Here is a 26,520-nt window from a genome sequence, read left to right on the forward strand (position 1 = left end):
CGAAGTCCTTCGTTGTGTCTGTTAGCGAGAAAAATTCATGCCACGATTTCTAAAAGATGAAACAGGCGCTGTCACCGTTGACTGGGTCGTGTTGACGGCTGCAGGCGTCGGACTCGGGCTGGCGGTGATGGGACTGGTCCAAACCGGTGCGGCCTCCCAAAGCGATGATGTGGATGAGACCCTGCGCGGCATCGGCATCATGACGTCCTTTACCAAGATCTATTCCACCAATGACTTCAGCGATGGCCGCGGCGATTGGTCTGGGGGCGAATTGATCAACTTCGAGGGCTTCGGCGATATCCTTGCCCTCTCAGGCAGTTCACCGACCGCTGACCTGCCCTTGGAAGTCGAATCGCAGTACAGCTATGCTGTTGTCGAGTTCGACATGGTCTTCGGAGACAGCTGGGACGGCGAACAGGCCACCATCTCGCTCAACGGCCAGGAACTCGCCATGGGCGAGTTTAATTGGCAGTCGGGCGAGCCGACGATCACCACCTACGACACGGAAACGGATACACAAATCACCCTGACGCGGTCCTCGACGGACACGGGGTCCGGGCGCGGTCGCTGGCAGAGCCAGAACGACTACACCTATTCCGTCCAGGTGGTTGCCGCGAACGACGGGTCCGCCTTGCAACTCGGCGCCTCGACCACGCTCAACAGTGGCACCAACGATGAGTTTTTTGGCATCGACAACGTCCAGGTGTCCGGCGCCATCAGCAAACCCTAAGGATCTCAGGCCCCGCGCATGGTCATGCTTGTCTGATCGTCCCGCGCACCACAGACTTCCCCCCACGCCAAATGGCGTGTGGGAGGGAGTGCGCGGGTGTCAAACGGGATTAGCCTGACTTGGGCAGATGCCGCCGCTGTGGCCGCCCTCACAATCGCGCTGCCCTATACGGCAGGCTTTGCCTACTACGCGGCCTTCTTCACGACCTTCGACGTGGCCCTGTCCGAAGTGAACCTCTCCCAAGGGGATTACTTCCTCCAGGCGCTCAATGTCGCGACGGAACGGGATGGGACCACGCGCCTGCCGCTTTGGGCCGTTCTGCTGTGCTTGGCGGGTCTCTACGGCTGTATCCTTGCGGTTCTGCGGACGGCCAAGATGCTCCGCACGCGCCATTTCGTCCTGGGGGGCGTCGCAGGGTTTGCCGCGCTCCTGCTTTTGGCGCTGACAGCTGGTCAGCACTTGGGTCGCAGCGAAAGTCGGGATCTGCTGTCTGGGGACCGATCCCTGCACCCTCCGCTTTTGCTCAACCTCGCGGCACCCAAGGACAAGCAGATCGACTTGTCGAGCTACGAAGGTCTGGGCGCCCGCCGGATCAGCGGCGACGGCGTCTGGCGTTTGATCTTTGCGGACGGCCAGACCCTCTTCCTGCTGGGCCAGTTCGACCAAAGCCCCACCCATTTCGTGTTGCGCCTGCCTGTGGCCACAACCCAAGCCCTTGTCACAACCGTCCCGGAGGGAACGCCATGACCCGAACCAACCCCGTATTGCCGACTGCCGCGTTGTTTCTATCCACGGCCCTTTGCGGTTCCGCCCTGGCAGAGGACGAGGTGCCGGTCGACCCCGCCGAAGTGGCCGATACCGATACAATTTATGTTCTGTCCCTCGGCCTAGAGACGGTGCGTGGACGCTTCGTGAAAAAGACCACGACCCCCGATGGCCGCCCCTATAACTTCGTCGATTGCTACCCCACCGACCAGTTGCGCAACCTGCCGCCCGGTAACTACAAGCCGGATCCCCATTCCAACGTCTGCGCCGCCAGCAGCGCGACGGGAACCTGGGCAAAGATGGTCGCCGTCGAGCCCTATTCCTGGGAAGCCCCCAAAGACATCACCGTCGCCTTTGCAGGCGGCAGCGCCCTGCTCGACTGCTTTGCGCCAATCGCCAGCCAGGAAATGGCCCTCGCCCCCGGGTGGGAGGAGGCGCTCGGCGGTGTGGCGGAACTCAAGGGAGAATTGGCGGGCGGCTATGCGGATGTGCTGTCGGCGACCAAAGACGACTTTGGCGGCTATGGTGTGACGCTCACCCCCGATCAATGGGCTGCCATCGGGGTCACGGCACCGGCCACGGGCATGGTCGACCTGGCCCTGCCCCGCGACAGCGTCCGCCTCGCCCAGGAAGATGGGGCCTGGATTGCGACGGTCACGCCGGACGGCTGCAAACGCGCCCTGGGCGCGACAGACCTGACCGATGCAACATTCGTCCCCACGGGGCTCGGGAACAACCTGCCCGATCTGGCCATCCCCTCGTTCGAGCGTGTCAGCCCGGCCAGTCAGTAGGGACCTTCCGTCCCATCCGCATATGGCCTATCCTGATGCCAACCATACAAGATAGAGCAGCCCCATGCCCGACGACCTGCTAAACGGCGCGGACAGCCCGCAGACCTACGACGCCTCCTCCATCGAAGTGTTGGAGGGGTTGGAGCCGGTGCGCAAACGCCCCGGCATGTATATCGGCGGCACGGACGAGCGGGCGCTGCACCACATGGTGGCCGAAGTCTTGGACAACTCCATGGACGAGGCCGTCGCGGGCCACGCCAATCGGATCGAGGTCGAATTGCTGGCGGACGGGGCCATCACCATCCGCGACAACGGGCGCGGCATTCCCGTGGACCCCCACCCCAAGTTTCCCGACAAGAGCGCGCTAGAAGTCATCCTCTGCACCCTGCACGCGGGCGGCAAGTTCTCCGGAAAGGCCTACCAAACCTCCGGCGGCTTGCACGGGGTGGGTGCCTCGGTCGTCAACGCCCTGTCCGATTCCATGGTCGTCCAAGTCGCCCGTGACCGCGAGCTTTGGGAGCAACGCTTCTCCCGTGGTCTTCCCTTGGGGCCCGTCGAGAGAATCGGCGCCGCCCCCAATCGGCGCGGCACCACCGTCACTTTCCATGCGGATGCTGACATCTTCGGCTCCCACAAACTGAAACCTGCGCGCCTGTTCAAAAGCATCCGGTCCAAGGCCTATCTCTTCTCGGGCGTGGAAATCCGCTGGAAATCCGCCATCGACGACGGCGAAACCCCGACCGAGGCCACGTTCCATTTCCCGGGCGGCTTGTCCGACTACCTGTCGGAAACCCTGGGCACGGCGTCGACCTATGCGGATGCGGCTTTCGCCGGCACCGTGGATTTTCAGGAAAAGTTTGGCGCCCCAGGCAAGGTGGAATGGGCCATCAATTGGACGCCCTCCCGCGACGGCTTTATCCAATCCTACTGTAACACAGTCCCCACGCCCGAAGGCGGCACCCATGTCACTGGCTTTTGGGCCGCGATTCTGAAGGGCATCAAAGCCTACGGAGAATTGGCGAACAACAAAAAGGCCGCGCAGATCACGCGCGACGACCTGACCTCGGGCGGCTGTGCGCTTGTGTCCTGCTTCATCGCTGAGCCTGCGTTTGTGGGCCAAACCAAGGACCGTCTCTCGACCGAGGCCGCCGCGAAGATGACCGAAGGCGCGGTGCGCGACCGCTTCGACAATTGGCTGGCGGGGGACACCAAAGCCGCCGGAGCGATCCTGGATTTCCTGGTGCTGCGCGCCGAAGAACGTCTGCGCCGCAAACAAGAAAAAGAGACCGCACGCAAATCCGCGACCAAGAAACTACGCCTGCCCGGCAAACTGGTGGACTGCAGCCAGAACAATCGTGACGGCACCGAGTTGTTCATTGTGGAGGGCGACTCGGCTGGTGGCTCCGCCAAGATGGCCCGCGACCGCAAGACCCAGGCCCTCCTGCCCCTGCGCGGCAAGATCTTGAACGTGCTGGGGGCCGCGTCCTCCAAGTTGGGCAGCAACGCCGAGATTAGCGACCTAACCCAGGCCCTAGGCGTCGGGCTGGGCACCAAGTTCAACATCGACGATCTGCGCTACGACAAGATTATCATCATGACCGACGCGGACGTGGACGGCGCCCATATCGCGTCGCTGCTGATGACGTTCTTCTTTACCCAAATGCGCCCCATGATCGACGCGGGCCACCTCTTCCTGGCCTGCCCACCCCTCTACCGCCTGACCCAGGGGGCCAAGCGCGTCTATTGCATCGACGAAGCCGAGCGCGACGGCTGGCTGGAACGTGGCATCGGCGGCAAGGGCAAAATCGACGTCAGCCGGTTCAAAGGCCTGGGCGAGATGGACGCCAAGGACTTGAAAGAGACCACGATGGACCCCGCCTCCCGCAAGCTGATCCGCGTGACCGTGGATGAGGACGCGCCGGGTGAAACGGGTGACCTGGTGGAACGGCTCATGGGCAAAAAGCCCGAGATGCGATTTCAGTATATTTCGGAAAACGCTCGGTTTGCGGGGGAGTTGGATGTGTAACCCTGCGTAGTAGGTAGACGGGCCCCGCCTCGGAACCATGTCGGATAGACAGCGGTGGCGCGGCACGACTGAGGTCATCTGCTCCGAAACGCACGCCTGCTTTATCGACTAGTGGTCATCCAAACGCGGACGCAGCCTGCTCACCCCAAAGCCACAGGGGTGAGCCGGACCAAGATCGGCCGAGGGGTGTTGGGAACATGAACCCCCCGCCCGGCGATGATCCGGCCCCCCATGCGGTGCGGGCCTGTTGTGCGCGGCACAGCAGACCCCTTCACAGCATCTTGGACAGCAGACTCCGTCGCAACATCCCGGCACACCAAGCAGGCGTTCGGTATGCGGCGAACACGGGCACAGCGTCGCCGCGCCCGGTGCTGATAGCGTTACTCCACCACGAGCAGCGCTTTCATCATCGGGTGGATCTCGCAGAAATAGGCGTATCGGCCCGGTTGGTCGAAACGGAGCGAGGCGGACTGGCCCCTGGTCAAGCGACCCGTGTCAAAGCTCCGGTTGTTCGCCGTGGCCGTGTGGGGCGCACCGTCTTCGTTTACAAAGGTTACCGTGTCGCCCGCTTGAATGGTGAGTTGCGCGGGCTGAAACGTGAACCCTTTGATGGCGACTTGATGGGTGCGCGCATGTCCATCGGCCCGCGCTGGCGCGGCAAGCGTCAGGGCCGCGATACCAGCCGTAGCGGCAGCGGCTTTGGTCATGAACTGGCGGCGGGTCGTATGGGCCATAGGGTGTCTCCTCTCATCAACGTAGACACCCCTCTGTCGGGCGCCCGACCCAAAAGGTTCATTCTTTTTTCGACGCAGTGCGTCGGGACGGTGACGGACGTCCAATGGTCCGCCCCAAATCCGACCGTGGTCACCCCTGGATCACCCCTAAAAATCCCCCCTCCAAACACGCGAAAACGGGGCGGCCGAAGCCACCCCGTTTCCCCTCTCCCCTCCCGTAGGATCAGTTGCTGCCGAGCGTCACAGTGCGGCTCGCGGGCACCTGGATCACGACTTGGCCGGCCGCGTTGGTGAAGGCGTACTGGCTGCCCTGATAGGGGGTCAGGGTCATGTCGATCGGCTGCACCTCGCTGATCACCTTATCGCCATGGAGCACGACGGGCGCGTTATCGACCGGGTGGATGACCCGGATCAGATGCGCAGAGGCCGGAGCGGCGAAAGCGATGGCGACAGCTGCGAGAGCGATGATCTTTTTCATGGTATTATCCTTTGATTTCAAGGTGACCCGCCCGCCGGTTGGCTTCGGGAGCATCTCTGCTGTCCCCTCTCTACAGACTAATTATCATCAAGAAAAATTCAAAATAATAGCAAATGAAACGATAATTTCTCATGGTAAGCGCGATCCCCCCAACGCTGACAAGTCGCCATTGTGGGACTTGGTGTTTACGCGGCGGGACCCTACGGTGATGCCATGTCCATGCTCCGTCCCTTTCTCCAGGCTTGCCGTGGTGCCGCGGTTCTTGTTGGCCTTCTGGCCATTGCGGGCTGCACCAGATCGTTGACACAGGCGGAATTGGCCCTGTCCTCAAAGCTCCATGGGGATACCTTGGACCCCGCGCCGATAACGGTGGTCCAGAACCCCTTCATCGGTCTCTTCCCAATCACCTTCAACGCCCGCCCCCGCACCACTTGCCGAGAGCGGATCGGGCCGCCGCGCAGCGGGCGCATCACGGCGGCGACCGGCGGGATTGTCCTGTTTGAACGCTTGTTGCTGTCACCCGACGCGTGGCAGCCGGACTATGCCGCCACCTACGGCCCCGAGGCGGTGATTGATCTGCCCGCTGCCATGTTCCTGATCCACGAACTCACCCACGTATGGCAGTGGCAGAACCGCGCTCTGACGGGGTATCACCCCCGCCGCGCGTTCAAGGAACAGATCACCATCGACGACCCCTATCTCTTTGATACCGATGCGGAACAGCCGTTTCTCAGCTACGGCTACGAGCAACAGGCGAGCCTGGTGGAGGAATACCTATGCTGTGCCGTCCTAGACCCGGATGGCGCGCGCACGGAGCGGTTGAAGCACCTCTTGCGGCAGGTCATGCCCGTGGCGGAGCCTCGCACCCTGACCCGCCCCGCCTGGGTGCCCTATACCGAGGACGTGCCGGGGATATGTTCGTGACCCTGGCGCGCCCTACCCTCCCCATCATGAGATGGTTGATACTGGCCTTTACGCTGCTGACCCTTCCGGCGTCAGCGCAGGACACGGACCTGGAACTGGTGCTCTTGGCCGATGCCTCGGGCTCAATCAGCCAGGCGGAGTTGATGTTCCAACGGGACAGCTACGCCCAGGCCATAACGGACCCGGCGGTCTTGGATGCGATCACCAACACGGCCTATGGGCACATTGCGGTGACGTATGTGGAATGGGCGACCAACCAATCGGTGGTCGTGCCATGGATGCGCATCGATGGGCCCGAGACCGCGGCGGACTTCGCCGCATCCCTCGCTGGACCGCCCAGGGGGGCCACGGGGCGAAACGCCATAGGGTCCGCCCTTTTGTTTGCGCGGGACTTGATCGAAGGGAACGAGATCGACGGATGGCGTCGCGTCATCGACTTTTCCGGCGACACCACTGGCAACAGTTTTGGCCCGCCGATCGAAGTGGCGCGCGACGAGGTTTTGGCCCAGGGGATCACGATCAACGCCCTTGCCATCGTGTCGGAGCGGCGTTTCGACAGCGATACGCTCGCCCAACGGTACGCAGATCGCATCATCGGTGGGCCAGGCGCCTTTGTCGTCGAGGCCGGGGTGGGCGCAGCCTTTGCCGAAGCGGTGAAGCGCAAGCTGATCTTGGAAATTTCCGGCGTGCCGATGGACCGCGTCATCGCCAACCTAGACGACTGATTCACCACTGGCCGCGAGCCAATGAGAGCGTCTGCCGCGAGGTCCGGCGTTCAACCAGCGGCCTCGGCACGCTCCTCTAGGGTCAGCCACTCTTCTTCTGCGGCGGCCAGCTTGGCCTGTCGCTCCGCCAAGGCGTCGGTCGCCTTCTTGAACTTCACAGGCTCCCGCCGGAACAAGTCCGGGTCGGAGAGCAATCCCTCCAACTTTCCGATCTCTGCCTCTAGCCGTTCCATTTCCGCTGGCAGGGCCTCCAAACGGTGCTTTTCCGTATAACTCAGCCCCGCGGGCTTCGCGGCCTTTGGTGCGGCCACAGCGGCCTTGGCTTTCTTCTTCGGTGCCTCTGCCTGCGTCTCGCGGTCTGGCCGTTGGGCGCGGTAATCGCTCCACCCGCCGGGATAGACTTGCGCACGACCCTGCCCCTCCATCGCGATGGTCTGGGTGGCCACGCGGTCCAGGAAATCCCGGTCGTGGCTGACCAGCAGGACGGTCCCGTCGTAATCGCCCAGGACATCCTGCAACAGATCCAGCGTCTCAATATCCAGGTCGTTCGTCGGTTCGTCCAACACCAGCAGGTTGGAGGGCAACGCCATGATCCGGGCCAGCAACAGGCGTGCCTTTTCGCCCCCCGACAGCGACCGCACGGGCGCCTTCAACTGCTTATCGTCGAACAGAAAGTCCTTGAGATATCCAGCCACGTGGCGCGGTGTGCCCCGGACCATGACCTGATCGGAATTGCCCGAGACGCCCAACAGGGGATCCAACGTCAGATTGTCCCAAAGGGTCGCATCCGGGTCCAGCCGCGCCCGGGTCTGGTCAAAGACGGCGACCTCCAGGTTGGTGCCCAGGCTGACGGTGCCGCCATCCGGCTCCACCTCGCCCAACAGCATCTTCAAGACGGTCGTTTTGCCCACACCATTGGGCCCCACGAAGGCAACGCGATCCCCCCGCAGAACCCGCAGGTCAAAATCGCGGAGGATCGGCTTGTCCCCATAGGCCTTAAACAGCCCGCGGGCATCGATGACCCGTTTGCCGCTGGACTGGCCCGCGTCCAACTCCAACGCAGCGGTCCCGGCGCGCCGCACCTGCGCCGCGCGCTCCGCCCGAAGACCCGCGAGAGCGCGGACCCGACCCTGGTTGCGTTTGCGGCGGGCACTGATGCCCTCCACGGCCCACCGGGCCTCCGCCTTGATCTTACGGTCCAACTTGTGTCGGGCGAGGTCTTCCTCTTCCCAGGTCTTGTCACGCCAAGCCTCGAAAGCATCGAAGCCCTTTTCCTGCCGCCGCACCGCGCCTCGGTCTACCCAGAGGGTCGCCCGGGTGAGCGCGGTCAAAAAGGCCCGGTCGTGGGAAATCAGAACAAAGGCCGCCCGGGTCTCAGACAGCTCCCGCTCCAGCCAGGCAATGGCCTCGATGTCCAAATGGTTGGTCGGCTCGTCCAGCAGCATCAACTCCGGCGCTTCGGCAAGCAGTTTCGCCAACGCCGCGCGCCGCCGCTCCCCGCCCGAGGCCGTATCGGGCGCCCGGTCGAGCGGCAGCTTCAGACCATCGGCCACCGCCTCCACCCGCCAGACCTCCGACGGATCAAGCCCCGAAACGGCGTAATCCCCGAGGGTCGCATACCCGGAGAGATCGGGATCCTGCTCCATGTAACCGACGGAGGTTCCAGGCGAGAGGGTGCGCGCGCCCGTGTCCGCCTCCACCAGACCGGCCATCACCTTCATCAAGGTCGATTTGCCAGAGCCATTGCGCCCGACCAGCGCCACCCGATCGCCCGGCTGAACCACGAGCGAGAGGTCCGCAAACACAGGGTTGCCACCGAAGGTGAGGGAGATGTCAGTCAGTTGGAGAAGTGGGGTCCGTGCCATGGCCGCGAGTTAGGCGCCCCGGCTCCCCGCGTCAATCGGCAGACCGACCGGCTGCCCCAGGGCTAGGCCGCTGCCAGCATCCCGCGCAGCAACTTGGCCCGGCGCGGTGGAATATCGGCAATGGGCAGGGCCGTGCAAACATGCACCGTGCCCAAATCGCGGTCGACCACACCATGGTCCGACACCCGCGCGCCCAAACTCAGGTAGGATCGCAACAGCGGCGGCAGGGGCGTGGCCGGTCCGGTCAGGTCCCGCGTCTCCGGGGCCTTGCGCCCTGGGGCCCAGGTTTCAGGCGCCGTTTGCCCCGTCAGGCGCGACAGCCCCGTCCCCTCCAGCGGAAACGAGGCACACCCATAAAGCGCCAGTGCCCGTTCCCGCACCACCAAGCGGGCCAATGTCGCCAGCAAGAGGCGCGGCGCATCCGGGTCGGCGCAGCGCGGATCCAGGCAGATGCGGCCAACCTCCACGACCCGGCGAAACGCCGCTGCAAAAGCGGTCAGATCGTAGAACTGAGCCGTGTATCCCTTCTGGATATCCGCCTCGCGCTGCACCTCCAGCCGCGCGCAGCCGACGACGCCCTCAGGGTCTTCGATGACCAGATGACGCGCACCGCTGTCAAAGGCATCCCGGTCACAGCCACCGCCCCGAAACACGCGCCCCCGCAGGTCCAGCGCGCCCTCGGCGCCCGCGAGGTCCGTCACACGTGCCCTGAGACGCCCCGCGTCAATCTCCATGCCGGTCCCTTCCATAGGCTCTGCAACATCCTATGTCCCGGACGTGCATGACAATCGCCCGAGAAGGACCAGCAATGGACAAAGTCGTCAAGACAGATGCGGAATGGCAAGCGCAACTCGGGAGCGAGGCCTATAAGGTCCTGCGCAAACACGGGACGGAACGGGCCGGCACCCATGAGGATTTTCCCAAAGGCGCGGGCACCTACATGTGCAAAGGCTGCGGCGCGCCCCTCTTTGACCAAGCCCATAAGTTCGAAAGCGGCACCGGCTGGCCCAGCTTCTACCAACCCGTCGACGGCCTCCAGAGCGAGCGGATCGGTGAAAGCCAGGACAACAGCTGGTTCATGCGCCGGACGGAGGTCCATTGCGCGCGCTGTGATGGCCACCTGGGCCACGTCTTCCCGGACGGCCCGAACCCTACGGGTCTGCGATACTGCATCAATGGGGTCGCGCTGACCTTTGAACCCGAAGACGGCTGAAGGGCGCGCCCGGCCCCCCTTCTTCTCGGCAAAAATACCTCCGGGGGGCCGCAGGCGGGGGCAGAGCCCCCTCCGCCCTTCAATCCAGGCGATCCCGGTCTAAACGGCGCGACATGAGCCGCGAGGCTCTGTGAGGACTTAAGTATCGTCGGCCAGTGTTTCGCCGATATTGACCCGACCGAAGTTGCGGATCAGCTGCTGGATCAGGCCGAACTCCCGGATGGACGTCTCGGTCACGCGGCGGGACAGGGTCACCACCCGGCCATCCTCCAACCCAAACCGCTCAATGTTTTGAACGGTCCCATCGTCCGCAAAGCTGATGGCGACCAACTCCCGTTCGATTGTCTCCGGGGCGCGGTAGGCGAAGTTGCGCACGCGCGAGCGGACGTAATACCAGGCATCTTCGCGGAGCACCCCATTGGCGGACGGACGCCCCACCGTGGTCTCCACGGTATCGCGGGTATCCACCCCGACGACCAGAGCCTGAAGGTCGGTCTCATCGGGGACGTAGCCATGGTTTCGGAAGGTCGCGGAACAGGCTGTCACGCCCACGAGAACCAGGGCCATCGCCGCCATGCGAACCATGCCGCGATTAGTTGCTGCCATGCCGAACCCGTCCCTGCCCCACAGCCCCGTTGCGGGCTGCCCTCTTTTCGCCCTATGGCTTACCTGTCCGGCTGGGCACCATCAAGCCCGGTCACCCAGACAGCAGTTTTCGGGAAGGCTTCGCCCATGACACCGGTCCTTAGCCACAGATTGCGCCTCGCCGATCTTCCGCAGCGTCGTGCGACGCATGTCCGGCTGGTGCCTGACAGTGGCGCGTTGACCGAATTGGCCGATCAATTCGACGTGTCAGAACTCCGGAAAGTCCGCTTCGAAGGCACGCTCGCTCCGCTGGCGGGCAAATCCTGGGTCTTTGATGGAACGCTTGGGGCCACGGTGGTCCAGCCCTGTCGCGTCACAGGCGATCCCGTCACAACGCGCATCGACGAGCCCGTCCAGCGCCGCTACCTGGCCGACTTTGAGACGCCCGAGGCCGAAGAGGCGGAAATGCCCGAGGATGACACGGCAGAGCCCTTGCCCGACGTCATCGACATGGGCGACCTGCTGGAAGAAGTCCTCGCCCTGTCCATACCGGCCTTTCCGCGCAGCAATGACGCGGAAACGCTCAATGTCAGCGCGGCCCCCGAGGGGGCAGCGCCATTGACCGACGAGGCCGTCAAACCCTTCGCGGGCCTGGCCGCGTTGCGCGCCAAGATGCAGGACACGGACGACGGGACAGACTGACAGGGGCCTGCGCCGTGCCGTGGCGCGGTCCGTTACGAGATGAGCGCGCTGACATAGGTAGTGGCCGCCCCCAAGGACAGCGACACAACCAGGATGACAACAGTGGACAGAAGAATGCGCATGGCGTGATCCTTTCCGCAGCGCGGCATCGTCTTGGTCTTAGACGTGCGACGGGGCGCCTTGGTTCACTTTTCGGTCTCTCGTCGGTTGTCCGGCGCGCCCTCCGGGCTTGCATCCCCCGTGAATCGGTGTATCAGGCGCGCTCCGCCCGGCACCTGTGTCGGGAAAGGTCTGGACCCCTGCTGAGATAGGCAATAGGGACCGACGGAAGATTCAAACTGACACTGGGCTCTCCGCGAGGCCCTCCTGATAGACTAGAGGTTGAGCCATGGCCGTCCCGCAGAACAAGGTCACCCCCTCCCGCCGCAACAACCGCCGGTCCCACGACAGCCTGCGTCCGGGGAACCCTGCTGAATGCCCCAATTGCGGTGAGCTGAAGCGCCCCCACCACGTCTGTGGGGCTTGCGGCCACTACGCCGATCGCGAAGTCATCGCGGCCAACACCGTTGAGCTGGACGACGACGTCGCCTGAGCATTGACCTCCGGCCAGCGATCCGTGACGGAGCCTGCCCATGTCTGATGCGGATGCCAGCGGCGTCCTGTCCATCGATGCCATGGGCGGCGACCTCGGGCCGGAGGCGGTCATCGCCGGCCTGGCCCGGGCCGTTCGCAAAACACCCGCCATGCGGTTCATCGTCCATGGCGATACCCAGGTGTTGGAGCCGCTGATCGCCAAGCGACGCGGCCTGTCCGATCATTGCACCCTGCGGCACGCCCAGGATGTTGTCGTGATGGACGACAAGCCCAGCCAGGTGCTGCGCACGGGAAAGGCCACATCCATGTGGTCCGCCGTCGAAGCCGTCCGGTCCGGAGAGGCGCAGGTGTGCGTCAGCTGCGGCAACACGGGCGCCCTTATGGCGATCAGCATGATCCGCCTGCGCCGCTTGCCCGGCATCAATCGTCCCGCCATCGCAATCCTTTGGCCATCGCGAAACCCGGCAGGGTTTAACGTCATGCTGGACGTGGGCGCCGACATCCGTGCGGACCCAGACGACCTGCTGCAATACGCCTTGATGGGAATCTCCTACGCCCGCAACGGCCTTGGGTTGGACCGACCCCGGGTCGGGCTGCTCAACGTCGGCACCGAGGAAACGAAGGGCCGTGCGGAACTCAAAGAGGCCCATGATTTGATTGAGGCCAACGCGGCGACGTCGCACTATGAGTTTGTGGGCTTCGTGGAGGGCGGCGACATTCCCGGCGACCGCTGCGATGTGATCGTGACGGACGGGTTTACCGGCAATATCGCGCTCAAGACCGGCGAAGGCACCGCCCGGTTCGTCCGTGATATGCTGGCCGAAGCCTTTAGTGCCACACCCCTGTCCAAGATCGCGGCGCTGCTGGCCATGACCTCGCTTAAGCGCCTGTCCAAACGGATTGATCCCCGCCGGGTCAACGGCGGCGTCTTCCTGGGCCTGAACGGAACCGTGGTGAAATCCCATGGCTCTGCCGATGAAACCGGCGTCGCGGCCGCCATCGCCCTCGCCTGGGATCTGTCGCGCTCCGGCTTTTCTGACCGGCTCCAGGCACGGGTGGCGGCAGCTACGCGGTCCCTCGATGTCCCATCGGGGGGCAAAGCATGAGGCGGGCTGTCGTCAAAGGCGTGGGCCATTGCCTGCCGGAGCGGGTCGTCGAGAACGCTTGGTTTACCACCTTCCTGGACACGTCTGACGATTGGATCAAAGCCCGATCCGGCATCGAACGCCGCCATTTTGCGGCGGACGGTCAGACCACCTCGGACCTTGCAACCGCAGCGGCCCAGGCCGCGCTGGCCGATGCGGGGCTGACTGCCGATGACTTAGACGCCATCGTGGTCGCCACATCGACGCCGGATCTGACCTTCCCGGCAACGGCCACCATCGTTCAGCAAAAACTGGGTATGACCAGAGGTTTCGCCTTCGACGTTCAAGCGGTCTGCGCGGGCTTCGTCTATGCGTTAACCAATGCCGACGCTCTGATCCTGTCAGGTCAAGCCAAGCGCGTCCTCGTCATCGGGGCCGAGACCTTCAGCCGGATCATGAACTGGCAAGACCGCACCACCTGCGTTCTGTTTGGGGACGGCGCGGGGGCGCTGATCCTAGAGGCGGAGGACAGCGCGGGGACGTCCCAAGATCGCGGCATTCTGGCCACCGACCTGCATTCGGACGGGCGCTACCGGGATATCCTGCAAGTCTCCGGCGGCGTCTCGTCGTCCCAGACCACGGGCCATCTGATGATGGCTGGTAAGGAAGTGTTCCGCCACGCCGTCGAGAAGCTGGCCCAATCCACGGTAGACGTGATGGCCAAGGGCGGCGTGACCGCCGATCAGATCGACCGTGTCATTCCACATCAAGCCAACATCCGCATTATCACGCGGACGGCGGCGAAGCTCGGCCTGTCCATGGATAAGGTGGTCGTCACCGTGGCCGATCACGGCAACACCTCGGCGGCATCGATTCCCTTGGCAATGTCCGTCGCGAAGGCGCGGGGAGAGCTGCGTGCGGGCGATTTATGCGTGACAGAGGCCATTGGCGGGGGCTTGGCCTGGGGGGCCGTCCTGCTGCGCTGGTAGGCGAAGCGCGTTACGCCATATGGGCTTTCTCGGATTTCGTCCGGCAAAAGACGGCATATGAACTTCGGCGGCTAAACCCCGATGTTGACACGGCTTTCCGCGTGAGGTGAACCTGGGGTCATCTGATGATACTTTGTCTGCATATCGGAGCTTTTGATGTCGGGAAAAACTCTCACCCGGATGGATCTCAGCGAAGCCGTTTTTCGCGAGGTCGGCCTTAGCCGCAATGAAAGCGCAACGCTCGTCGCCTCCGTTCTGCAACATGTCTCAGATGCGCTGGTCGCTGGCGAACAAGTGAAGGTGTCCAGCTTCGGAACCTTTTCGACCCGGGACAAGACCGCCCGCGTTGGACGGAACCCTAAGACCGGCGAAGAGGCGCCCATTCCGCCCCGTCGCGTGCTGACGTTCCGTCCGTCACACCTGATGAAAGACCGCGTGGCTGCCGGTAACAAGGACTGATCCTTGGCTAAAGCACCGGAAAAATCCGACGGCGCGTTTCGTACAATCCGCGAAGTTGCCGACTGGCTTGGCGTACCCACCCATGTGCTCCGCTTTTGGGAGTCGAAGTTCGACCAGATCGCTCCGGTTAAGGGCGCGGGCGGTCGTCGATATTATCGCCCCGAGGACATGCGTCTGCTGGGTGGGATCAAAGTCATGCTGCATGACCAAGGTCTGACGATCCGTGCCGTGGGCCAGAAGATCGAGGACGACGGCGTCGATCCGGTCATGGCGCTCTCACCGGAGGTGGAGATGCCAGAGGGGCCGCCCGCACGCACCCGCCGTGTCATACGGCAGGGGGACGAGCCTGCCACGGAGCCGGTGGCGTCCAAAGCGACGCCCACCGATATACCTGCCTCGGAGGAGACCTCTGCCAATGAGCCGGACCTGTCCGAACCGGCAACCATCGCGGAGCCGACTGACACGCCTGTCGCCGAGCCGGACCTTGAGACCGAAGATGCATCCGAGGCACGGGTAACGCCGGGGGCTGCCCTGCCCAAATCACGGCTGACGCCCGTCAGCCTGGAAGAGTTCCCGGATGAGGCGCCCACCGAGGATGGGGAGTCAGCTGCACCGACCGATGAGGCACCCAGCCCGTCCCCCGACACGCGGGATAACACAGATACGCCAGAGGACAGCGCCGAGGCCGAACCCATCGCGCGGGACACCGACGTTGATGCCGACCAGACCCCGCAGCCTAAGCCAGTGCCGGTGCCGGATGTGCCGAACCAGCCCGACGATCCGACGCTGGCGGCGGAGGTACCAGAGCAGCCGGACGCTCCCAGCCCTGCCGTCGAAGCGGCGCCGCAGACGGATCCCGTGCCTGCACAGCCCGTGCCGACGGTTCCCCCGCATGATCCTCACCCAGAGCCTGCAGCGGCCTCTCAACCGGCGCTGTCCCTGCGACGGGCGCGGGAACAGGCCCGGGGCGCGGCATCCCTGGATGATCTCGCCCGGCGGCGGTTGCGGCGCTTGGTCCGCCGTTACCGTGCCCTTGCCGAAGAAATCCGCGAAGACCTGGATGACAGCGCGCAAAAATGATCGCAGGCCCGGCGCAAAAAGCGGGACTTTATGCTTGCGCCCCCGACGCAGGACCGTATGTATGGCCGCCAGTCGGGCTATGGCGCAGCCTGGTAGCGCGTCCGTCTGGGGGACGGAAGGTCGCAGGTTCGAGTCCTGCTAGCCCGACCATATCGCAACGCCTCTCCCCGATTGGGGTGAGGCGTTTCGCGTTTTAAGACCGCACAAGGCGGAGGGGATGATGGCATATCCGCCTGGTGTTTTGGCCAGTCAGCAAATCCAGGGGCTTGTCGCACAGGGCGCGATTTCGGCGCCTCCGTTGATCGAGGGTCAGGTCCAACCGGCCAGTCTGGATCTCCGGTTGGGGACTGTGGCCTATCGGGTTCGTGCCTCGTTCCTGCCAGGCAGCGGCCAGCGTCTTTTGGATCGCTTGCCCGAGTTCGAGATGCATCGCATCGACTTGACCGAAGGTGCGGTCCTGGAAAAGGGAGCGGTCTATCTCGTGCCGCTGCAAGAAGCCTTGGACCTACCCGAGGATCTGTCCGCCGTCGCCAATGCTAAATCGTCGACCGGGCGCTTGGACCTTCTGACGCGCACGGTGACCGATGGCGGGGCGGAGTTTGACAGGATTGCCCCCGGCTATACGGGGCCGCTCTATGCTGAAATCTGTCCACGCAGCTTTAGCGTTCTGGTCCGCCCCGGTATGCGCCTGAATCAAATCCGGTTCCGCGCAGGCGAGGCGACCCTGAACGATCAGGCCCTGCGCGCGCTCCATAATGCGACGCCGCTGGTCGATGGGGCGGCGGTGATTGGCGACGGTCTTGGCTTTTCCGTCGATCTGACCCCAGGTAAGAGTGAGCTTGTGGGGTGGCGGGCGAAGCCCCACAGCGGGGTGATCGACCTGGATCGGCTAGGCCACTATGCGCCCCGTGACTTTTGGGAAGCGATCCGCACCGACAAGCGTCGGATCGTGCTGGATCCTGGTGCGTTCTATATTCTTGTCAGTCGCGAGGCTGTCACCATCCCGCCAACCCATGCCGCAGAGATGGCGCCCTACCTGGCAATGGTCGGCGAGTTCCGCGTTCACTACGCCGGATTCTTCGATCCGGGCTTTGGCCATGGCACCCCTGCCCGTGGCGTGCTGGAGGTCCGCTGCCACGAAGCCCCCTTCGTCCTGGAGGACGGACAGGTCGTCGGGCGCCTGATTTACGAGACGATGTCCCAGGTCCCTGAAACGCTCTATGGTCAGGACATGGCGTCAAACTATCAGGGACAGGGACTGAAGCTATCGAAGCATTTCGCCGCCCCCTGATCGCCGCCCGGCATCTCGCTAGCTGTCAATCGCGGACATGGTCGTCGACGTCGAAGGCCGCCGTGACACCCGCTTGAACACCCCGTTCAAGGTGCGTGGACAGCGCCATGTATGTCTTCGTCCCGATCACCCCTTCCACGTCATACACGCGCGCCAGTAAGCCCTCTAACGCATGGGGTGACGCCACGCGCACCTTTAGGATCAGACAGGTGTCGCCGGTGGCGGAGTGGATTTCTTCGACCTCGGGAAAGGCGCTCAAGGACAGAAGCGACCGGGTCTTGCCCCATCCCCGCGTGTTCACATGTACGAAGGCGAGCATCGGCTTGCCCATGGCCGGGCCGTCCAAATCCGCCGTGGTCCCTCGGATCACGCCTGCGGCGCGCAGACGTCGCACCCGCTCATGCACGGCCGCTGGCGACAGGCCGACCTCCGCTGACAAATCGGAATAGCTGACCGTCGCATCCCGTGCCAAAACACCGGATATTTTTCGGTCCATATCATCCAAACCCCGTCCTGCCCCGGCACGGGACCGAAGACCAATCGTTTCTTCACCCTTCGGCATATGCGCTCCTTCCAGAATGGTGTTCGCCCGATTACGCCAACGGGCAGCGCAATTCTAAGGATCTGCACGCCATGCGAAACGACATTCTTTTGATGAGCGCGGTTGGCCTTGTCGGGACAAACTCCATGGCCTTGGCACCGATCTCGGGCACCGTGGGGGCGGACCTTGGGCGGACAGCGACGCAGATCATGGGCGCCTCCGCTGCATTTGGCTTGGCCACGGCTGTCGCGGCCCTGGCGCTCGCGCCCTTGATCGACCGTTTCGGCGCGGCGCGCATGGCCACGGTTGCCCTGATGACCCTGGGCTGTGGCTTGGCCGCCAGCGGTTTGGCGCCAAGCTTCACCTGGTTGCTCTTTGGCCAAGTCCTGGCGGGGCTTGCCTCAGGGGTGGCGTTGCCAGCGGCTTATGCCCTGGCCTCCGAGATCGCGCCCCCCGGACGTGAAGCAGCAACCCTTGGCCGGGTGCTCACCGGATGGACGATTGCCATGGTCTGTGGCGTGACCCTGTCCGCCGTTCTGGCCGACCAGGTCCATTGGCGCATGATTTACGGGCTGACCACGGTTGTGTCCGTCGCCCTATCTTGGTGGATGATGCAACTCCCCAATCGGGGCGGCGGGACGGTCTCGCCCCCTTGGACCGCCCTAACATGTCCCGGTGTTCTGAGCGGGTTGATCGCCCAAGGTGTGCTGATGACGTCGTTCTATGGCACCTACAGCTTCCTGGGGGCCCACGGTGAGGCCCAGGGCTGGACCACGACACAGGGTGCCCTGCCAGTTCTGGCCTACGGGATCGGCTTTGGTGCATCGGGCCTGTTCGATCCCTGGCTGGACCGGCGCGGCTATGGCGGTGCGGGCCCTTGGGTCTTTGCAGGCAGCGCCTTGGCCCTCGCTGGGATCAGCTTGACGGGATCGTCCTTGGTCGCGCTGTCCCTGGCTTTCTTGGCCTGGGGTGTGATCACACACTTGGCCCTCGGATTGACCGTCGGGCGCCTAACGCGGGCCGCCGGATCGCAAAAGGGGGCGGTCCTTGGCCTCAATTCAGCGGTCACGTACTTGGGTGTTGTCGGAGGTGCCGCAGGCTTTGCACCGGTCTTCACCTGGGGCGGCCTGGCCACCTGCGCCATGATTGCTGGCGGAGGGTCAGCGGTGCTGTGGGCAGAAGCATTGAGCTACCGGTTGAGATCGCCGGCTGCACAAAGTTGAGATGCCGGGCCATGTTTTCAGCGCCGCATTTCAAAGACGGGGAAAAAGCGCGGTTTCCGTGCGTCGGCAGGGAACGTGACCAAAATCCGCACGACCACTGCCGGACGCGCTAAACTGGAGCGTCTTGAGGGCATCACTCCTCCGGGGCGGCGTCGCTCAGCAGGTCGTCGCTTTTGGCCTCCCGCCGCTCTTCGTCGACCATGCGCTCGATGGTGGTATCGGCGGCGAGATCCTCCACATCCGCTGGGCTGGCCGTTGGTCGCGGCGCTGCGGCGGGGGTCTGCACAGGCTCGGTCGTCGTCGGCAGCGTCCCGGAAATCGCCAAACGGTAGGTGGGTTCGGGCAGTCCGATGTCAGCAGCCGTCAGAGCCGCCATGACGCTGCGCAAGGCTTCGCCCCGAGCGACCGCGAAATTAACCTCACGCTGATTGACCCAGCCCAGGAATTCGACCGCGATGGTCGAGTCGCCTGCCTCTGAAATCCAGACCTGGGGCGCGGGATCGTCCAAGACGAACTCCAACCCCTCCAAGGTAGACAGCCCAATGCGCCGGGCCGCAGACAAATCCGCCGCCGGGTCGATGCCCAGGACAAAAGAAAACCGGCGTTCAGCGTTGCGTGTGTAATTGATGATCTTTGACTTGAAGACAGTGGCATTGGGCAGACGGACGTGATTGCCGTTCGGGTCCAACAAGACAGTCGCTCGGCTGGTGAGGCGGATGACCGACCCCATGCTGCCCTCGATGTCCACGAAGTCGTTGGGGCGAAACGGCTGACGCAGAGACAGCATCACCGAGGCAATGAAGTTCTCGACCGTGTCGCGCACGGCAAAGCCGACCGCCAACCCAACAATCCCCGCAGCGCCGAGCAAGCCCGTCAAGACAGCGGTCGCATTGAGGATATCCAGCGCAATGACGACCCCTGCCAAGACAAAGACGAGGCGCAGCACCATACGATAAATGTCTGCGATGAAACCGTTCGGAGCCAGACGGCGCCACGGGGCCTCCCACCGGGCCAAGAGGATGCCACCAAAGATCACGGCGCCCCCGGCGGACACCGCAATCGCCACGAGTGGCAGGTACGCCACCGCCTGGGCCAAACGGTCCTGGAAACGGTCCACGACCGGATCGAGCCGTTGGGCAACGTCCGTGCTCTCATCGACTTCGTTTTCGATGGCGACCACCCCGTCGACACGCGCGGCCAGGTCATCGAGCCGAGGAATGTCCTCTCCGTCGAGGACTTCACCGGTGAAGGTCACAATCCCGTCTTGCACCGTGACCTGCACGGTGTCGTATCCGTCTAAGGCGGCAATGATCGTCTGAATGCGGCGCTGGATCGCCGCATCGGCAGCGCTGTCCTGCGTGGTGGAAATGGCCCCAGACGGCTGAGCGCCCCCCTGCGCGCTGACGGAGGGCCCCCAGAGGGTCAGGGCCAGGATGGCCGTTAGAAGAAAGGCACGCATGACGTCCCCGTCGGATCAGACACTTACGCCATCAACGGGCCGCAAATAGCACGTGGCGTCAAGGCCCGAGCACCGGTCCGGTCAAAAGGTTTGATCGTAGGCGCCTACGGTCGGCTCCTGCCGGATGATTGCGTCGAGATCGCCGAAGATGGCCCGCAACTCCGCCTCCGAGGCGGGGCTTTCGCACACCACCACAAGATTGGGCGTGTTAGACGACGCGCGGACCAGGCCCCATGCGCCATTCTCCAACATGACGCGCGCGCCATTCACCGTCACGATATCTACGATCCGCTGCCCACCCAGCGTGCCCTGCCCCTTCATTGGCAAGAGACGCGCGACGATCCGGTCAAGGGTGGCGTACTTTTCCTCGTCCGGACAAAACGGCGCCAAGGTCGGCGTATTCCAAACCTTGGGCAGCGCGGCGCGAAGGTCGGAGAGGCTGGCCCCTGGATTGCGATCCATCAGCTTGCACACTTCGACAGCGACCCGCATGCCGCAGTCGTAGCCTCGACCGATGGGCTGCGCGAGAAAGTAGTGACCCGACTTTTCGAAGCCCGCCAAAGCCCCCAGGGCGTGAACACGGCGCTTCATGTGGCTGTGACCTGTCTTCCAATAATCCGTCGTGGCGCCGTTGCCGCGCAAGACAGCGTCGGAGGCAAAGAGCCCTGTGGATTTGACGTCCGCAACGAAGGTGGCGCCGGGGTGCAACGCGGACAAATCACGGGCCAGGATCACGCCCATGATGTCCGCAAAGATTTCCTCACCCTGGTCATCGACAACGCCGCAACGATCCCCATCGCCGTCAAAACCTAAGGCCAAATCGGCCCCCGAAGCCCGCACGGAGTCGGCCATATCATGCAGCATTTCCATGGCTTCGGGGTTCGGGTTGTAGGCGGGGAAGGTGTAGTCAGGGGTGCAATGGCTCTCGAGCACCTCGGCGCCGATACGCCGCAAGATCTCGGGCGCGAAGGCGCCGGCAGTGCCGTTGCCTGTGGCGCAGACAACCTTCAGCGGGCGGGACAGGCGGAAGGTCCCGACCAGATCCTCGATGTAAGCCTCCTGCACGCCATCCACAAAGGACCACCCGCCGCCCGGACGCGCCTCGCCATGGCCACCAAGGACGATATCGCGCAACTCGGCCATTTCCTCAGGCCCGTGGGTCAGCGGCCGCTCAAAGCCCATCTTAACCCCAGTCCAGCCATTCGGGTTATGGGACGCGGTAACCATGGCGACGGCAGGCGCGTCCAAATGAAACTGTGCAAAATAGGCCATGGGCGAGAGGGCCGGACCGATGTCTTGCACCTGAATCCCCGCTTGCACCAGGCCCAGGATCAAGGCCTGCTTGATGGCCAGCGAATAGTCCCGGTAATCATTCCCGACGGCAATCCTCGGCTCAATCCCGCGTCGGTGCATTTGCGTGCCTAGACCCAACCCGAGGGCCGTCATGCCGGGCAGGTTGATGGATTCGGGGTACTGCCATCGCGCGTCGTATTCGCGGAAGCCCGTCGGCGCGATCATCGGGTCTCGGAGAAAGCGCCAGGTGTTCGGCGTCACGGTGGCCAAGGGTGTCATGGTTGGGTCCAGAAATGTCTGTCGAAGGAAGGGTCTAAGGACAGGTGCGCGACCTTAACCGCTCACCTGTTCGCGCAGGATTGCAGCCGTCAGCGAAATCATAAGATAGATCCCGGAGAAGATCAGAAACGCCAGGATCGTGTTCTCGAACGCCCTAGGATAGGTCGGTTCATCCACGGCAACGGGGGCCACGGGCGTGGACAAGTAGCGGACCTGCCGGTTGGCCTCGATCCGGGCGGTTTCCTGTTGCTGCGCCGCTTGTTGCAGCAGAAGCTGGCGGGTGTTCAGATCCATCTGCGCCACGCCCAATTCGGCCGACACGCGGGCCAGGCTGGCGTCAGCGGTCGCGCCATCGGTCAGACCCGCGCGCAGGTCCTCCAACTCCGCATTGAGACGCGCGATGTTGCGCTCCGCCACGTCGACACGGGTCGCATTGGGACGGGCATTGGCCAAAAGCTGATCGAGGCGCAGACGCTCGGCCCGCAATTCCGTTTCGACAAGGTTGATTTGGCTGTAGCGGCTGCTCAGTTCCGCATCGGCGGAAACCACGCCCAATTGCTCCTGCAGATCGACGACGCGGGCCTGGGCCTCCAACATCCGCGCCTCGGCGGCGGCAAAGCTTTCCATCGCGCCCGCCATTTGGTCGCTGCGCAACCGTGCGGTGAGTTGGTCGACCTGCTCTTCCGCGTAGTCGATGAGCGCCTCGCTGAATTGGAGCGACACCTGGGGATCGGCGGCGACAACCTCCATCTTGATGACGCCTTCGGTCGGATCGTATCCGATTTCGACCATACGCTGGTACAGCGCATAACCATCGGCTTGGGAGCTATCGGCATCGAGTCGCTGCAACGCATCGATGGAGGGGTCCGCGAAATGCGCCGTAAATCCCTGGTCGGCATCCAAGCGGCGGAACGCATCGCGCGACAGCAGATACCCTTGGACCGAGACGCTGTCGGTCTGGGTCGCAAGCCCCGTACCCGAGAACAAACCGCCAAGCCCCCCGGCCCCGCCCGCCGCACTGTCGGCCTGTTGGATCACAAACTCCGACTTGGTGGCGTACATGGGGGTAGCGATGGTGTAGTAGTAAATCCCGGCTATGACGGTCGGAAGACCGACGAAAAACGCCAGCCGGATCGACAACAAGGCCAGACGGCGGCGACGGCGGCGGGCAATGTCGCGCTGAATGTTGACGATCTCAGAATCGCGTCGGTCGCCGTCCAGAACGATTGGTGTGGGCGCGGCGGGTACGGGCGCCTGGGGCATCGCTGGAACCTGTGATGCCGCGGCAGCGGGACCAGGAACCTGGGCGGGCGCGGTCTGAGCCGGCACCAGTTGCAGCATGTTCGCCCGCTCAAAGGGGTCGATGCCCTTGGCGCGCAACGCCTCGACGGCCTCTTTGTCGGAACTGACCTTGATGCCGTGTTTCTGTGCGATCCGACGGGCCATCCGCAGTTGGCGTCCCGTCGGCTCCGCCGGACCATTCCCCGCCGAGGCCTCCGGCTTCGCGCCATCGCCCAAGGGCGCGACCGGCGGGGGGGCATCGTTGGCGGCAGGTGCGATATGTGTCGCCCCCACGACCGGGGCGGCCCCCTCGGTCAGTTCGACGCCCGGCGTCATAAAGGGCGCGTCGGGGCGGATGCGGAACTTGCGGGCCTTAGGCATCGTACTCATAGAGCCTCCGCGCTTCGTCGAGCGTCTCGAACTGGTGCAGTTTGCCATCCCGGAGCACCGCCGCCGACGTGGCAAACCGCTCAAGCGTCTTCGGTTGGTGGCTGACGATCACCACGGTGGCATCGCGCAGGCGATCCTTCAGGATGGAGCCCGCCCGCTTATTAAACCCCGCGTCGGTGGTCGATGGCATCCCCTCGTCGATCAAATAGATGTCAAATTCCAGCGCCAGCATCAGGCTAAAGCTGAACCGCGCGCGCATCCCTTGGCTGTAAGTGCCGACAGGCATGTCGAAATATTCTTTGATGTCACAGAGCCAGCGGCAGAAGGCTTCGCCGTAATCTGGATCAAGTCCGTAGAGCTGGGCGATGTAGCGGGCGTTTTCGGTCGCGGTGTTGCGATTGACCACACCGCCCATAAAGCCCAACGGAAAGGACACACGGCTGGTGCGATGCACCTCGCCCTCATCGGGCTTTTCCAGACCGGCCATCATGTTGATGATCGTCGTCTTGCCAGTGCCATTGGGCGCCAACACCCCGACGGAGCGGCCCATCTCCACCCGGAAGGAGGCGCGATCAAGGATCACCTTGCGCTGTTGGCCGGTCCAAAAGGACTTCGAGACGTGGTCAAACTCGATCATATGACGGCAAACCCCGACTCACCTATCTGGACAATGCATCCCCGATCAGGGTAGCGCGCTGTCCCTGCTAAGCGGTTAATTCGCCGATATTATGGTGAATGGCAGAGGTTTTGACCACCGAAAGTGGGGAAATGCGGCGACTTTGGGGCAAAGTCGCCGCCGGTTGGTTGGGTGGCTACTGAACGGCCACCTTTTGAACACGGGTCAGTTTTCCTGCCACGAAGGATAGAATGGCGGCGGCAAAGCTGAACAGCGCACCCATTTTCGCAGCGTCTTGGACCGGACCCGGATCAAAGGCGACGGACGCCACAAAGAGCGACACCGTAAACCCGATCGCTGCCACACAGCCGATGACGAACAGGTCTATGGTTCGCATCCCGGCCGGCAGGCCCAGCTTCAAGGTATGGGCGCCCACATAGCCAAAGAGCAGGATACCAAGCGGTTTGCCCACGATCAGACCAGCAAGGACCAACCAGGTCGGCTCAGAAATGGCCGAAAACTCAACGCCCGCATTCATCAGGCCGAAGAAGAACAGGATCACTTCGACCGGGTGCTTCAGCAGATGCTCCGTATGGTTCAGCAGATCCGTCAGGTGCTTTTCCGCATCGGCAAAGATACCAAAGGCGCGGTCCGCATGGGGCAAGGTCGGCACGATGGGCAGCAGGCCCAAGGCAGGGTGCAGGCCCGACTGGGCAAAGCCATACCACGACAGCGCGCCCGCGATCAGATAGGGCCAGTAGGACAGCTTTTGACGCATCCAGGTGGAGCGAGGGCGCAGTTGATCGCCCCGGTCCAACCGGCGCGGCAGCCAGTTGAAGATCAGGAACACACCGACCGCAGCAGCCAGCGACAGCAGAAGCCATTCCGGCGCCAATGCGCTGGACGGATAGAAGATCGCGAGGATGATCAGGCCCGCCGCGTCATCTGCGATGGCCAGCAGCAGCAGGAACCGCACAGCCGGGTGCCCGGCTCCGAAGACGAGACGCCCGACGAGGTAGCTGAACGCGATGTCTGTCGCGGTCGGAATGGCCCAACCATTGGCAACCATGCCGAACTTGTCGGCCCCCAGCACCGCAGCGAGGCCTAGATACACGGCAATCGGCCCAAACATGCCGCCAGCCGTCGCAAACAGGGGCGTCGCAGCCTTCTTGCCGCGCAGGCTTCCGTTCTTGAGGATGACCGCTTCCCAGACTTCTTTCCCCGCAATCGCAAAGAAAAATGCCATCAGCAGGTCGTTGACCAAGTAGTGCGCGGTCAGAACCTTGGCGCTTTCTGGGTGGCCGAACGCCAGGGCGTCCTCGCCCATGGCGACCTCCCAGTGGTGGAGGCTGACACCGATGAAGTCATTGAACCAAAGGGGGTATTCCACGAAAACGTGGTAGGAATGCCCCTCGGTGTTTGCCCAAACCAACGCGATGATCGCGCCGAATATGAGCAAAAGCGAGTAGTTCGTGAGAAAGTTCCAAACGCGATACATGGTCGTCCCCGGTCTAGTTTCAAGGGCCTTTATCTGACGAAATGATACAGGACAACCGCAGCGCTGTCCCCGCTTCCTTCGTCTAACGTATTTCGTTACCATGCTAACGAATCGTAGGAGACCCACATGACTGACCTCAACATCTTCGCGCGCATCACCCCAAAGCCAGAGTTTCGGAGCGCCGCCATCGACGCCGTTCGCGGAATCATTCCCGCCACCACGGCGGAGCCGGGGTGCCTCCGCTTTGAGCTAAACGTCGGAACCGGCGAGGATCCCGCGATATATCTGGTGGAGCGATGGACCGATGAAGCGGCGCTAGCGGCCCATTATGCAATGCCCTACACCGCCGCGGTCATGGAGAATTACGCTGATTGGCTGGCAGAGCCCGCAGAGATCATCCACATGCACCCCGCCTGACGTGTTCTTTCTGAAGGACCTGCCCACGCGCGAAATGATCGAAGGGTTGGCGGGCCGGTTCGCCGGGGCAGATGCCGACGCCATGCTGGATGAGCTGCGCCTGCTGCGTCGGGCCAGCCTGCGCCTGCGTCTCGTGGAGAATTACCTGACGGCCCAGGGCCTATCGCAAACGCAGTTTCTGGTGCTCACGGTCATCCTGCGAGAGCCGGACCGGGACAGCCTCACGTCTGTCGAGATCGCTGAGCGTTTGGACGTCTCGCGCCCCGTTCTCTCGAAGACCCTGGCCACGATGGAGCGCAAAGGCCTGATCGCGCGTCAGCCCCACGGCCAAGACAAGCGCTGCGTCCTAATCGCCCCGACCGAGGCTGGGACTCAGACGTACCTGGCGCTTTTGCCGGGGTATTGTGACGCTCTGTTGGCACCCCTGCCCGATGACGGGGCATCGAAAGATCCCACGGCCACGGGATAACCCGCAGGCCCCCACGAA

At 63.5% G+C, this 26,520-nt stretch carries 28 protein-coding genes and 1 tRNA gene; 18 read left to right on the plus strand and 11 right to left on the minus strand.

The features are described 5' to 3' along the window. Positions 1-37 precede the first annotated feature (37 nt). The 4 genes from K5R33_RS00085 to parE all read left to right on the plus strand — a co-directional run bounded on the left by K5R33_RS00085 (position 38) and on the right by parE (position 4,312). Positions 38-730, plus strand: coding sequence for a hypothetical protein (locus K5R33_RS00085; protein ID WP_220747893.1), 693 nt, complete (start codon positions 38-40; stop codon positions 728-730). 96 nt (positions 731-826) lie between these two features. After that, positions 827-1,477 (plus strand): hypothetical protein, encoded by a 651-nt coding sequence (locus K5R33_RS00090; protein ID WP_220746941.1) that lies wholly within the window; start codon positions 827-829, stop codon positions 1,475-1,477. Continuing rightward, positions 1,474-2,286 carry a hypothetical protein gene (locus K5R33_RS00095; protein ID WP_220746942.1) on the plus strand — a complete coding sequence of 271 codons (813 nt, stop codon included), beginning with the start codon at positions 1,474-1,476 and terminating at the stop codon, positions 2,284-2,286. The genes K5R33_RS00090 and K5R33_RS00095 overlap by 4 nt, the downstream gene beginning before the upstream one ends. Positions 2,287-2,350: 64 nt before the next feature. Further along, complete coding sequence (gene parE / locus K5R33_RS00100) at positions 2,351-4,312, plus strand: DNA topoisomerase IV subunit B (protein ID WP_220746943.1); 1,962 nt, start codon at positions 2,351-2,353, stop codon at positions 4,310-4,312. A 380-nt stretch (positions 4,313-4,692) separates the two neighbouring features. Here parE and K5R33_RS00105 read toward each other — a convergent pair whose 3' ends face one another. Both K5R33_RS00105 and K5R33_RS00110 read right to left on the minus strand, forming a co-directional pair. Continuing rightward, entirely contained in the window at positions 4,693-5,046 is a 354-nt protein-coding gene (locus tag K5R33_RS00105; RefSeq protein ID WP_220746944.1) for a cupredoxin domain-containing protein, read from the minus strand. Between the two features lie 223 nt (positions 5,047-5,269). Further along, positions 5,270-5,524: a hypothetical protein gene (locus K5R33_RS00110; RefSeq protein WP_220746945.1), complete on the minus strand. Its 255-nt coding sequence runs from the start codon at positions 5,522-5,524 to the stop codon at positions 5,270-5,272. A 213-nt stretch (positions 5,525-5,737) separates the two neighbouring features. Between K5R33_RS00110 and K5R33_RS00115 the strand changes: the two genes are divergently transcribed. Both K5R33_RS00115 and K5R33_RS00120 read left to right on the plus strand, forming a co-directional pair. Next, positions 5,738-6,448, plus strand: a complete 711-nt coding sequence (locus K5R33_RS00115; RefSeq protein WP_255588381.1) for a hypothetical protein — start codon at positions 5,738-5,740, stop codon at positions 6,446-6,448. Positions 6,449-6,474: 26 nt separating this feature from the next. Further along, positions 6,475-7,173 carry a DUF1194 domain-containing protein gene (locus K5R33_RS00120; RefSeq protein WP_220747825.1) on the plus strand — a complete coding sequence of 233 codons (699 nt, stop codon included), beginning with the start codon at positions 6,475-6,477 and terminating at the stop codon, positions 7,171-7,173. A gap of 50 nt (positions 7,174-7,223) precedes the next feature. Here the strand turns inward: K5R33_RS00120 and K5R33_RS00125 are convergent, their stop codons facing one another. Beyond that, on the minus strand, positions 7,224-9,038 hold the full coding sequence (locus K5R33_RS00125) for an ABC-F family ATP-binding cassette domain-containing protein (RefSeq protein WP_220746946.1): 1,815 nt from the start codon (positions 9,036-9,038) through the stop codon (positions 7,224-7,226). A gap of 62 nt (positions 9,039-9,100) precedes the next feature. Beyond that, positions 9,101-9,772: a GNAT family N-acetyltransferase gene (locus K5R33_RS00130; RefSeq protein WP_220746947.1), complete on the minus strand. Its 672-nt coding sequence runs from the start codon at positions 9,770-9,772 to the stop codon at positions 9,101-9,103. Positions 9,773-9,846: 74 nt separating this feature from the next. Between K5R33_RS00130 and msrB the strand changes: the two genes are divergently transcribed. Further along, positions 9,847-10,251, plus strand: a complete 405-nt coding sequence (gene msrB / locus K5R33_RS00135) for a peptide-methionine (R)-S-oxide reductase MsrB (protein WP_220746948.1) — start codon at positions 9,847-9,849, stop codon at positions 10,249-10,251. Between the two features lie 138 nt (positions 10,252-10,389). Here the strand turns inward: msrB and K5R33_RS00140 are convergent, their stop codons facing one another. After that, positions 10,390-10,857 carry an outer membrane protein assembly factor BamE gene (locus tag K5R33_RS00140; RefSeq protein WP_255576116.1) on the minus strand — a complete coding sequence of 156 codons (468 nt, stop codon included), beginning with the start codon at positions 10,855-10,857 and terminating at the stop codon, positions 10,390-10,392. Between the two features lie 126 nt (positions 10,858-10,983). On the opposite strand from K5R33_RS00140, the gene K5R33_RS00145 reads away from it, so the two are divergent. The 8 genes from K5R33_RS00145 to K5R33_RS00180 all read left to right on the plus strand — a co-directional run bounded on the left by K5R33_RS00145 (position 10,984) and on the right by K5R33_RS00180 (position 17,036). Beyond that, complete coding sequence (locus K5R33_RS00145) at positions 10,984-11,538, plus strand: YceD family protein (RefSeq protein ID WP_220746949.1); 555 nt, start codon at positions 10,984-10,986, stop codon at positions 11,536-11,538. 388 nt (positions 11,539-11,926) lie between these two features. Continuing rightward, on the plus strand, positions 11,927-12,130 hold the full coding sequence (gene rpmF / locus K5R33_RS00150; protein WP_220746950.1) for a 50S ribosomal protein L32: 204 nt from the start codon (positions 11,927-11,929) through the stop codon (positions 12,128-12,130). A gap of 40 nt (positions 12,131-12,170) precedes the next feature. Then, the gene (plsX, locus tag K5R33_RS00155; protein ID WP_220746951.1) at positions 12,171-13,238 is read left to right on the plus strand and encodes a phosphate acyltransferase PlsX; all 1,068 of its coding nucleotides are present in this window, start codon (positions 12,171-12,173) and stop codon (positions 13,236-13,238) included. Then, positions 13,235-14,206 carry a beta-ketoacyl-ACP synthase III gene (locus K5R33_RS00160; protein WP_220746952.1) on the plus strand — a complete coding sequence of 324 codons (972 nt, stop codon included), beginning with the start codon at positions 13,235-13,237 and terminating at the stop codon, positions 14,204-14,206. Before plsX ends, K5R33_RS00160 begins: the two co-directional genes overlap by 4 nt. 156 nt (positions 14,207-14,362) lie before the next feature. Beyond that, complete coding sequence (gene ihfA, locus K5R33_RS00165; protein ID WP_220746953.1) at positions 14,363-14,665, plus strand: integration host factor subunit alpha; 303 nt, start codon at positions 14,363-14,365, stop codon at positions 14,663-14,665. 3 nt (positions 14,666-14,668) lie between these two features. Then, a complete protein-coding gene (locus K5R33_RS00170) occupies positions 14,669-15,745 on the plus strand; it encodes a MerR family transcriptional regulator (protein WP_220746954.1) in 1,077 nt (358 codons plus the stop codon). Between the two features lie 73 nt (positions 15,746-15,818). Then, positions 15,819-15,895: transfer RNA gene (locus K5R33_RS00175), tRNA-Pro, on the plus strand. Between the two features lie 70 nt (positions 15,896-15,965). Continuing rightward, entirely contained in the window at positions 15,966-17,036 is a 1,071-nt protein-coding gene (locus K5R33_RS00180; protein WP_220746955.1) for a 2'-deoxycytidine 5'-triphosphate deaminase, read from the plus strand. A gap of 25 nt (positions 17,037-17,061) precedes the next feature. On the opposite strand, the gene K5R33_RS00185 is transcribed toward K5R33_RS00180, so the two are convergent. Continuing rightward, on the minus strand, positions 17,062-17,598 hold the full coding sequence (locus K5R33_RS00185; protein ID WP_255576113.1) for an Lrp/AsnC family transcriptional regulator: 537 nt from the start codon (positions 17,596-17,598) through the stop codon (positions 17,062-17,064). 71 nt (positions 17,599-17,669) lie between these two features. Between K5R33_RS00185 and K5R33_RS00190 the strand changes: the two genes are divergently transcribed. Beyond that, complete coding sequence (locus K5R33_RS00190; RefSeq protein WP_220746956.1) at positions 17,670-18,800, plus strand: MFS transporter; 1,131 nt, start codon at positions 17,670-17,672, stop codon at positions 18,798-18,800. 133 nt (positions 18,801-18,933) lie between these two features. Here the strand turns inward: K5R33_RS00190 and K5R33_RS00195 are convergent, their stop codons facing one another. The 5 genes from K5R33_RS00195 to K5R33_RS00215 all read right to left on the minus strand — a co-directional run bounded on the left by K5R33_RS00195 (position 18,934) and on the right by K5R33_RS00215 (position 25,616). Further along, positions 18,934-20,259, minus strand: a complete 1,326-nt coding sequence (locus K5R33_RS00195) for a mechanosensitive ion channel domain-containing protein (protein WP_220746957.1) — start codon at positions 20,257-20,259, stop codon at positions 18,934-18,936. Between the two features lie 81 nt (positions 20,260-20,340). After that, positions 20,341-21,831, minus strand: a complete 1,491-nt coding sequence (locus tag K5R33_RS00200) for a phosphomannomutase/phosphoglucomutase (protein WP_220746958.1) — start codon at positions 21,829-21,831, stop codon at positions 20,341-20,343. 54 nt (positions 21,832-21,885) lie between these two features. Next, positions 21,886-23,502, minus strand: a complete 1,617-nt coding sequence (locus K5R33_RS00205) for a KpsE/RkpR family capsule polysaccharide export protein (protein WP_220746959.1) — start codon at positions 23,500-23,502, stop codon at positions 21,886-21,888. Continuing rightward, complete coding sequence (locus K5R33_RS00210) at positions 23,486-24,139, minus strand: ABC transporter ATP-binding protein (protein WP_220746960.1); 654 nt, start codon at positions 24,137-24,139, stop codon at positions 23,486-23,488. The genes K5R33_RS00205 and K5R33_RS00210 overlap by 17 nt, the downstream gene beginning before the upstream one ends. A gap of 175 nt (positions 24,140-24,314) precedes the next feature. Further along, positions 24,315-25,616, minus strand: a complete 1,302-nt coding sequence (locus K5R33_RS00215; RefSeq protein WP_220746961.1) for a Na+/H+ antiporter NhaA — start codon at positions 25,614-25,616, stop codon at positions 24,315-24,317. A 126-nt stretch (positions 25,617-25,742) separates the two neighbouring features. Here K5R33_RS00215 and K5R33_RS00220 point away from each other — a divergent pair, with 126 nt between their 5' ends. Both K5R33_RS00220 and K5R33_RS00225 read left to right on the plus strand, forming a co-directional pair. Next, complete coding sequence (locus tag K5R33_RS00220; protein ID WP_220746962.1) at positions 25,743-26,033, plus strand: putative quinol monooxygenase; 291 nt, start codon at positions 25,743-25,745, stop codon at positions 26,031-26,033. 1 nt (position 26,034) lies between these two features. Beyond that, positions 26,035-26,502: a MarR family transcriptional regulator gene (locus tag K5R33_RS00225; RefSeq protein WP_220746963.1), complete on the plus strand. Its 468-nt coding sequence runs from the start codon at positions 26,035-26,037 to the stop codon at positions 26,500-26,502. The last annotated feature ends 18 nt before the right edge of the window (positions 26,503-26,520 follow it).

It is taken from the genome of Jannaschia pagri, from assembly GCF_019655435.1.
Taxonomy (GTDB): domain Bacteria; phylum Pseudomonadota; class Alphaproteobacteria; order Rhodobacterales; family Rhodobacteraceae; genus Jannaschia; species Jannaschia pagri.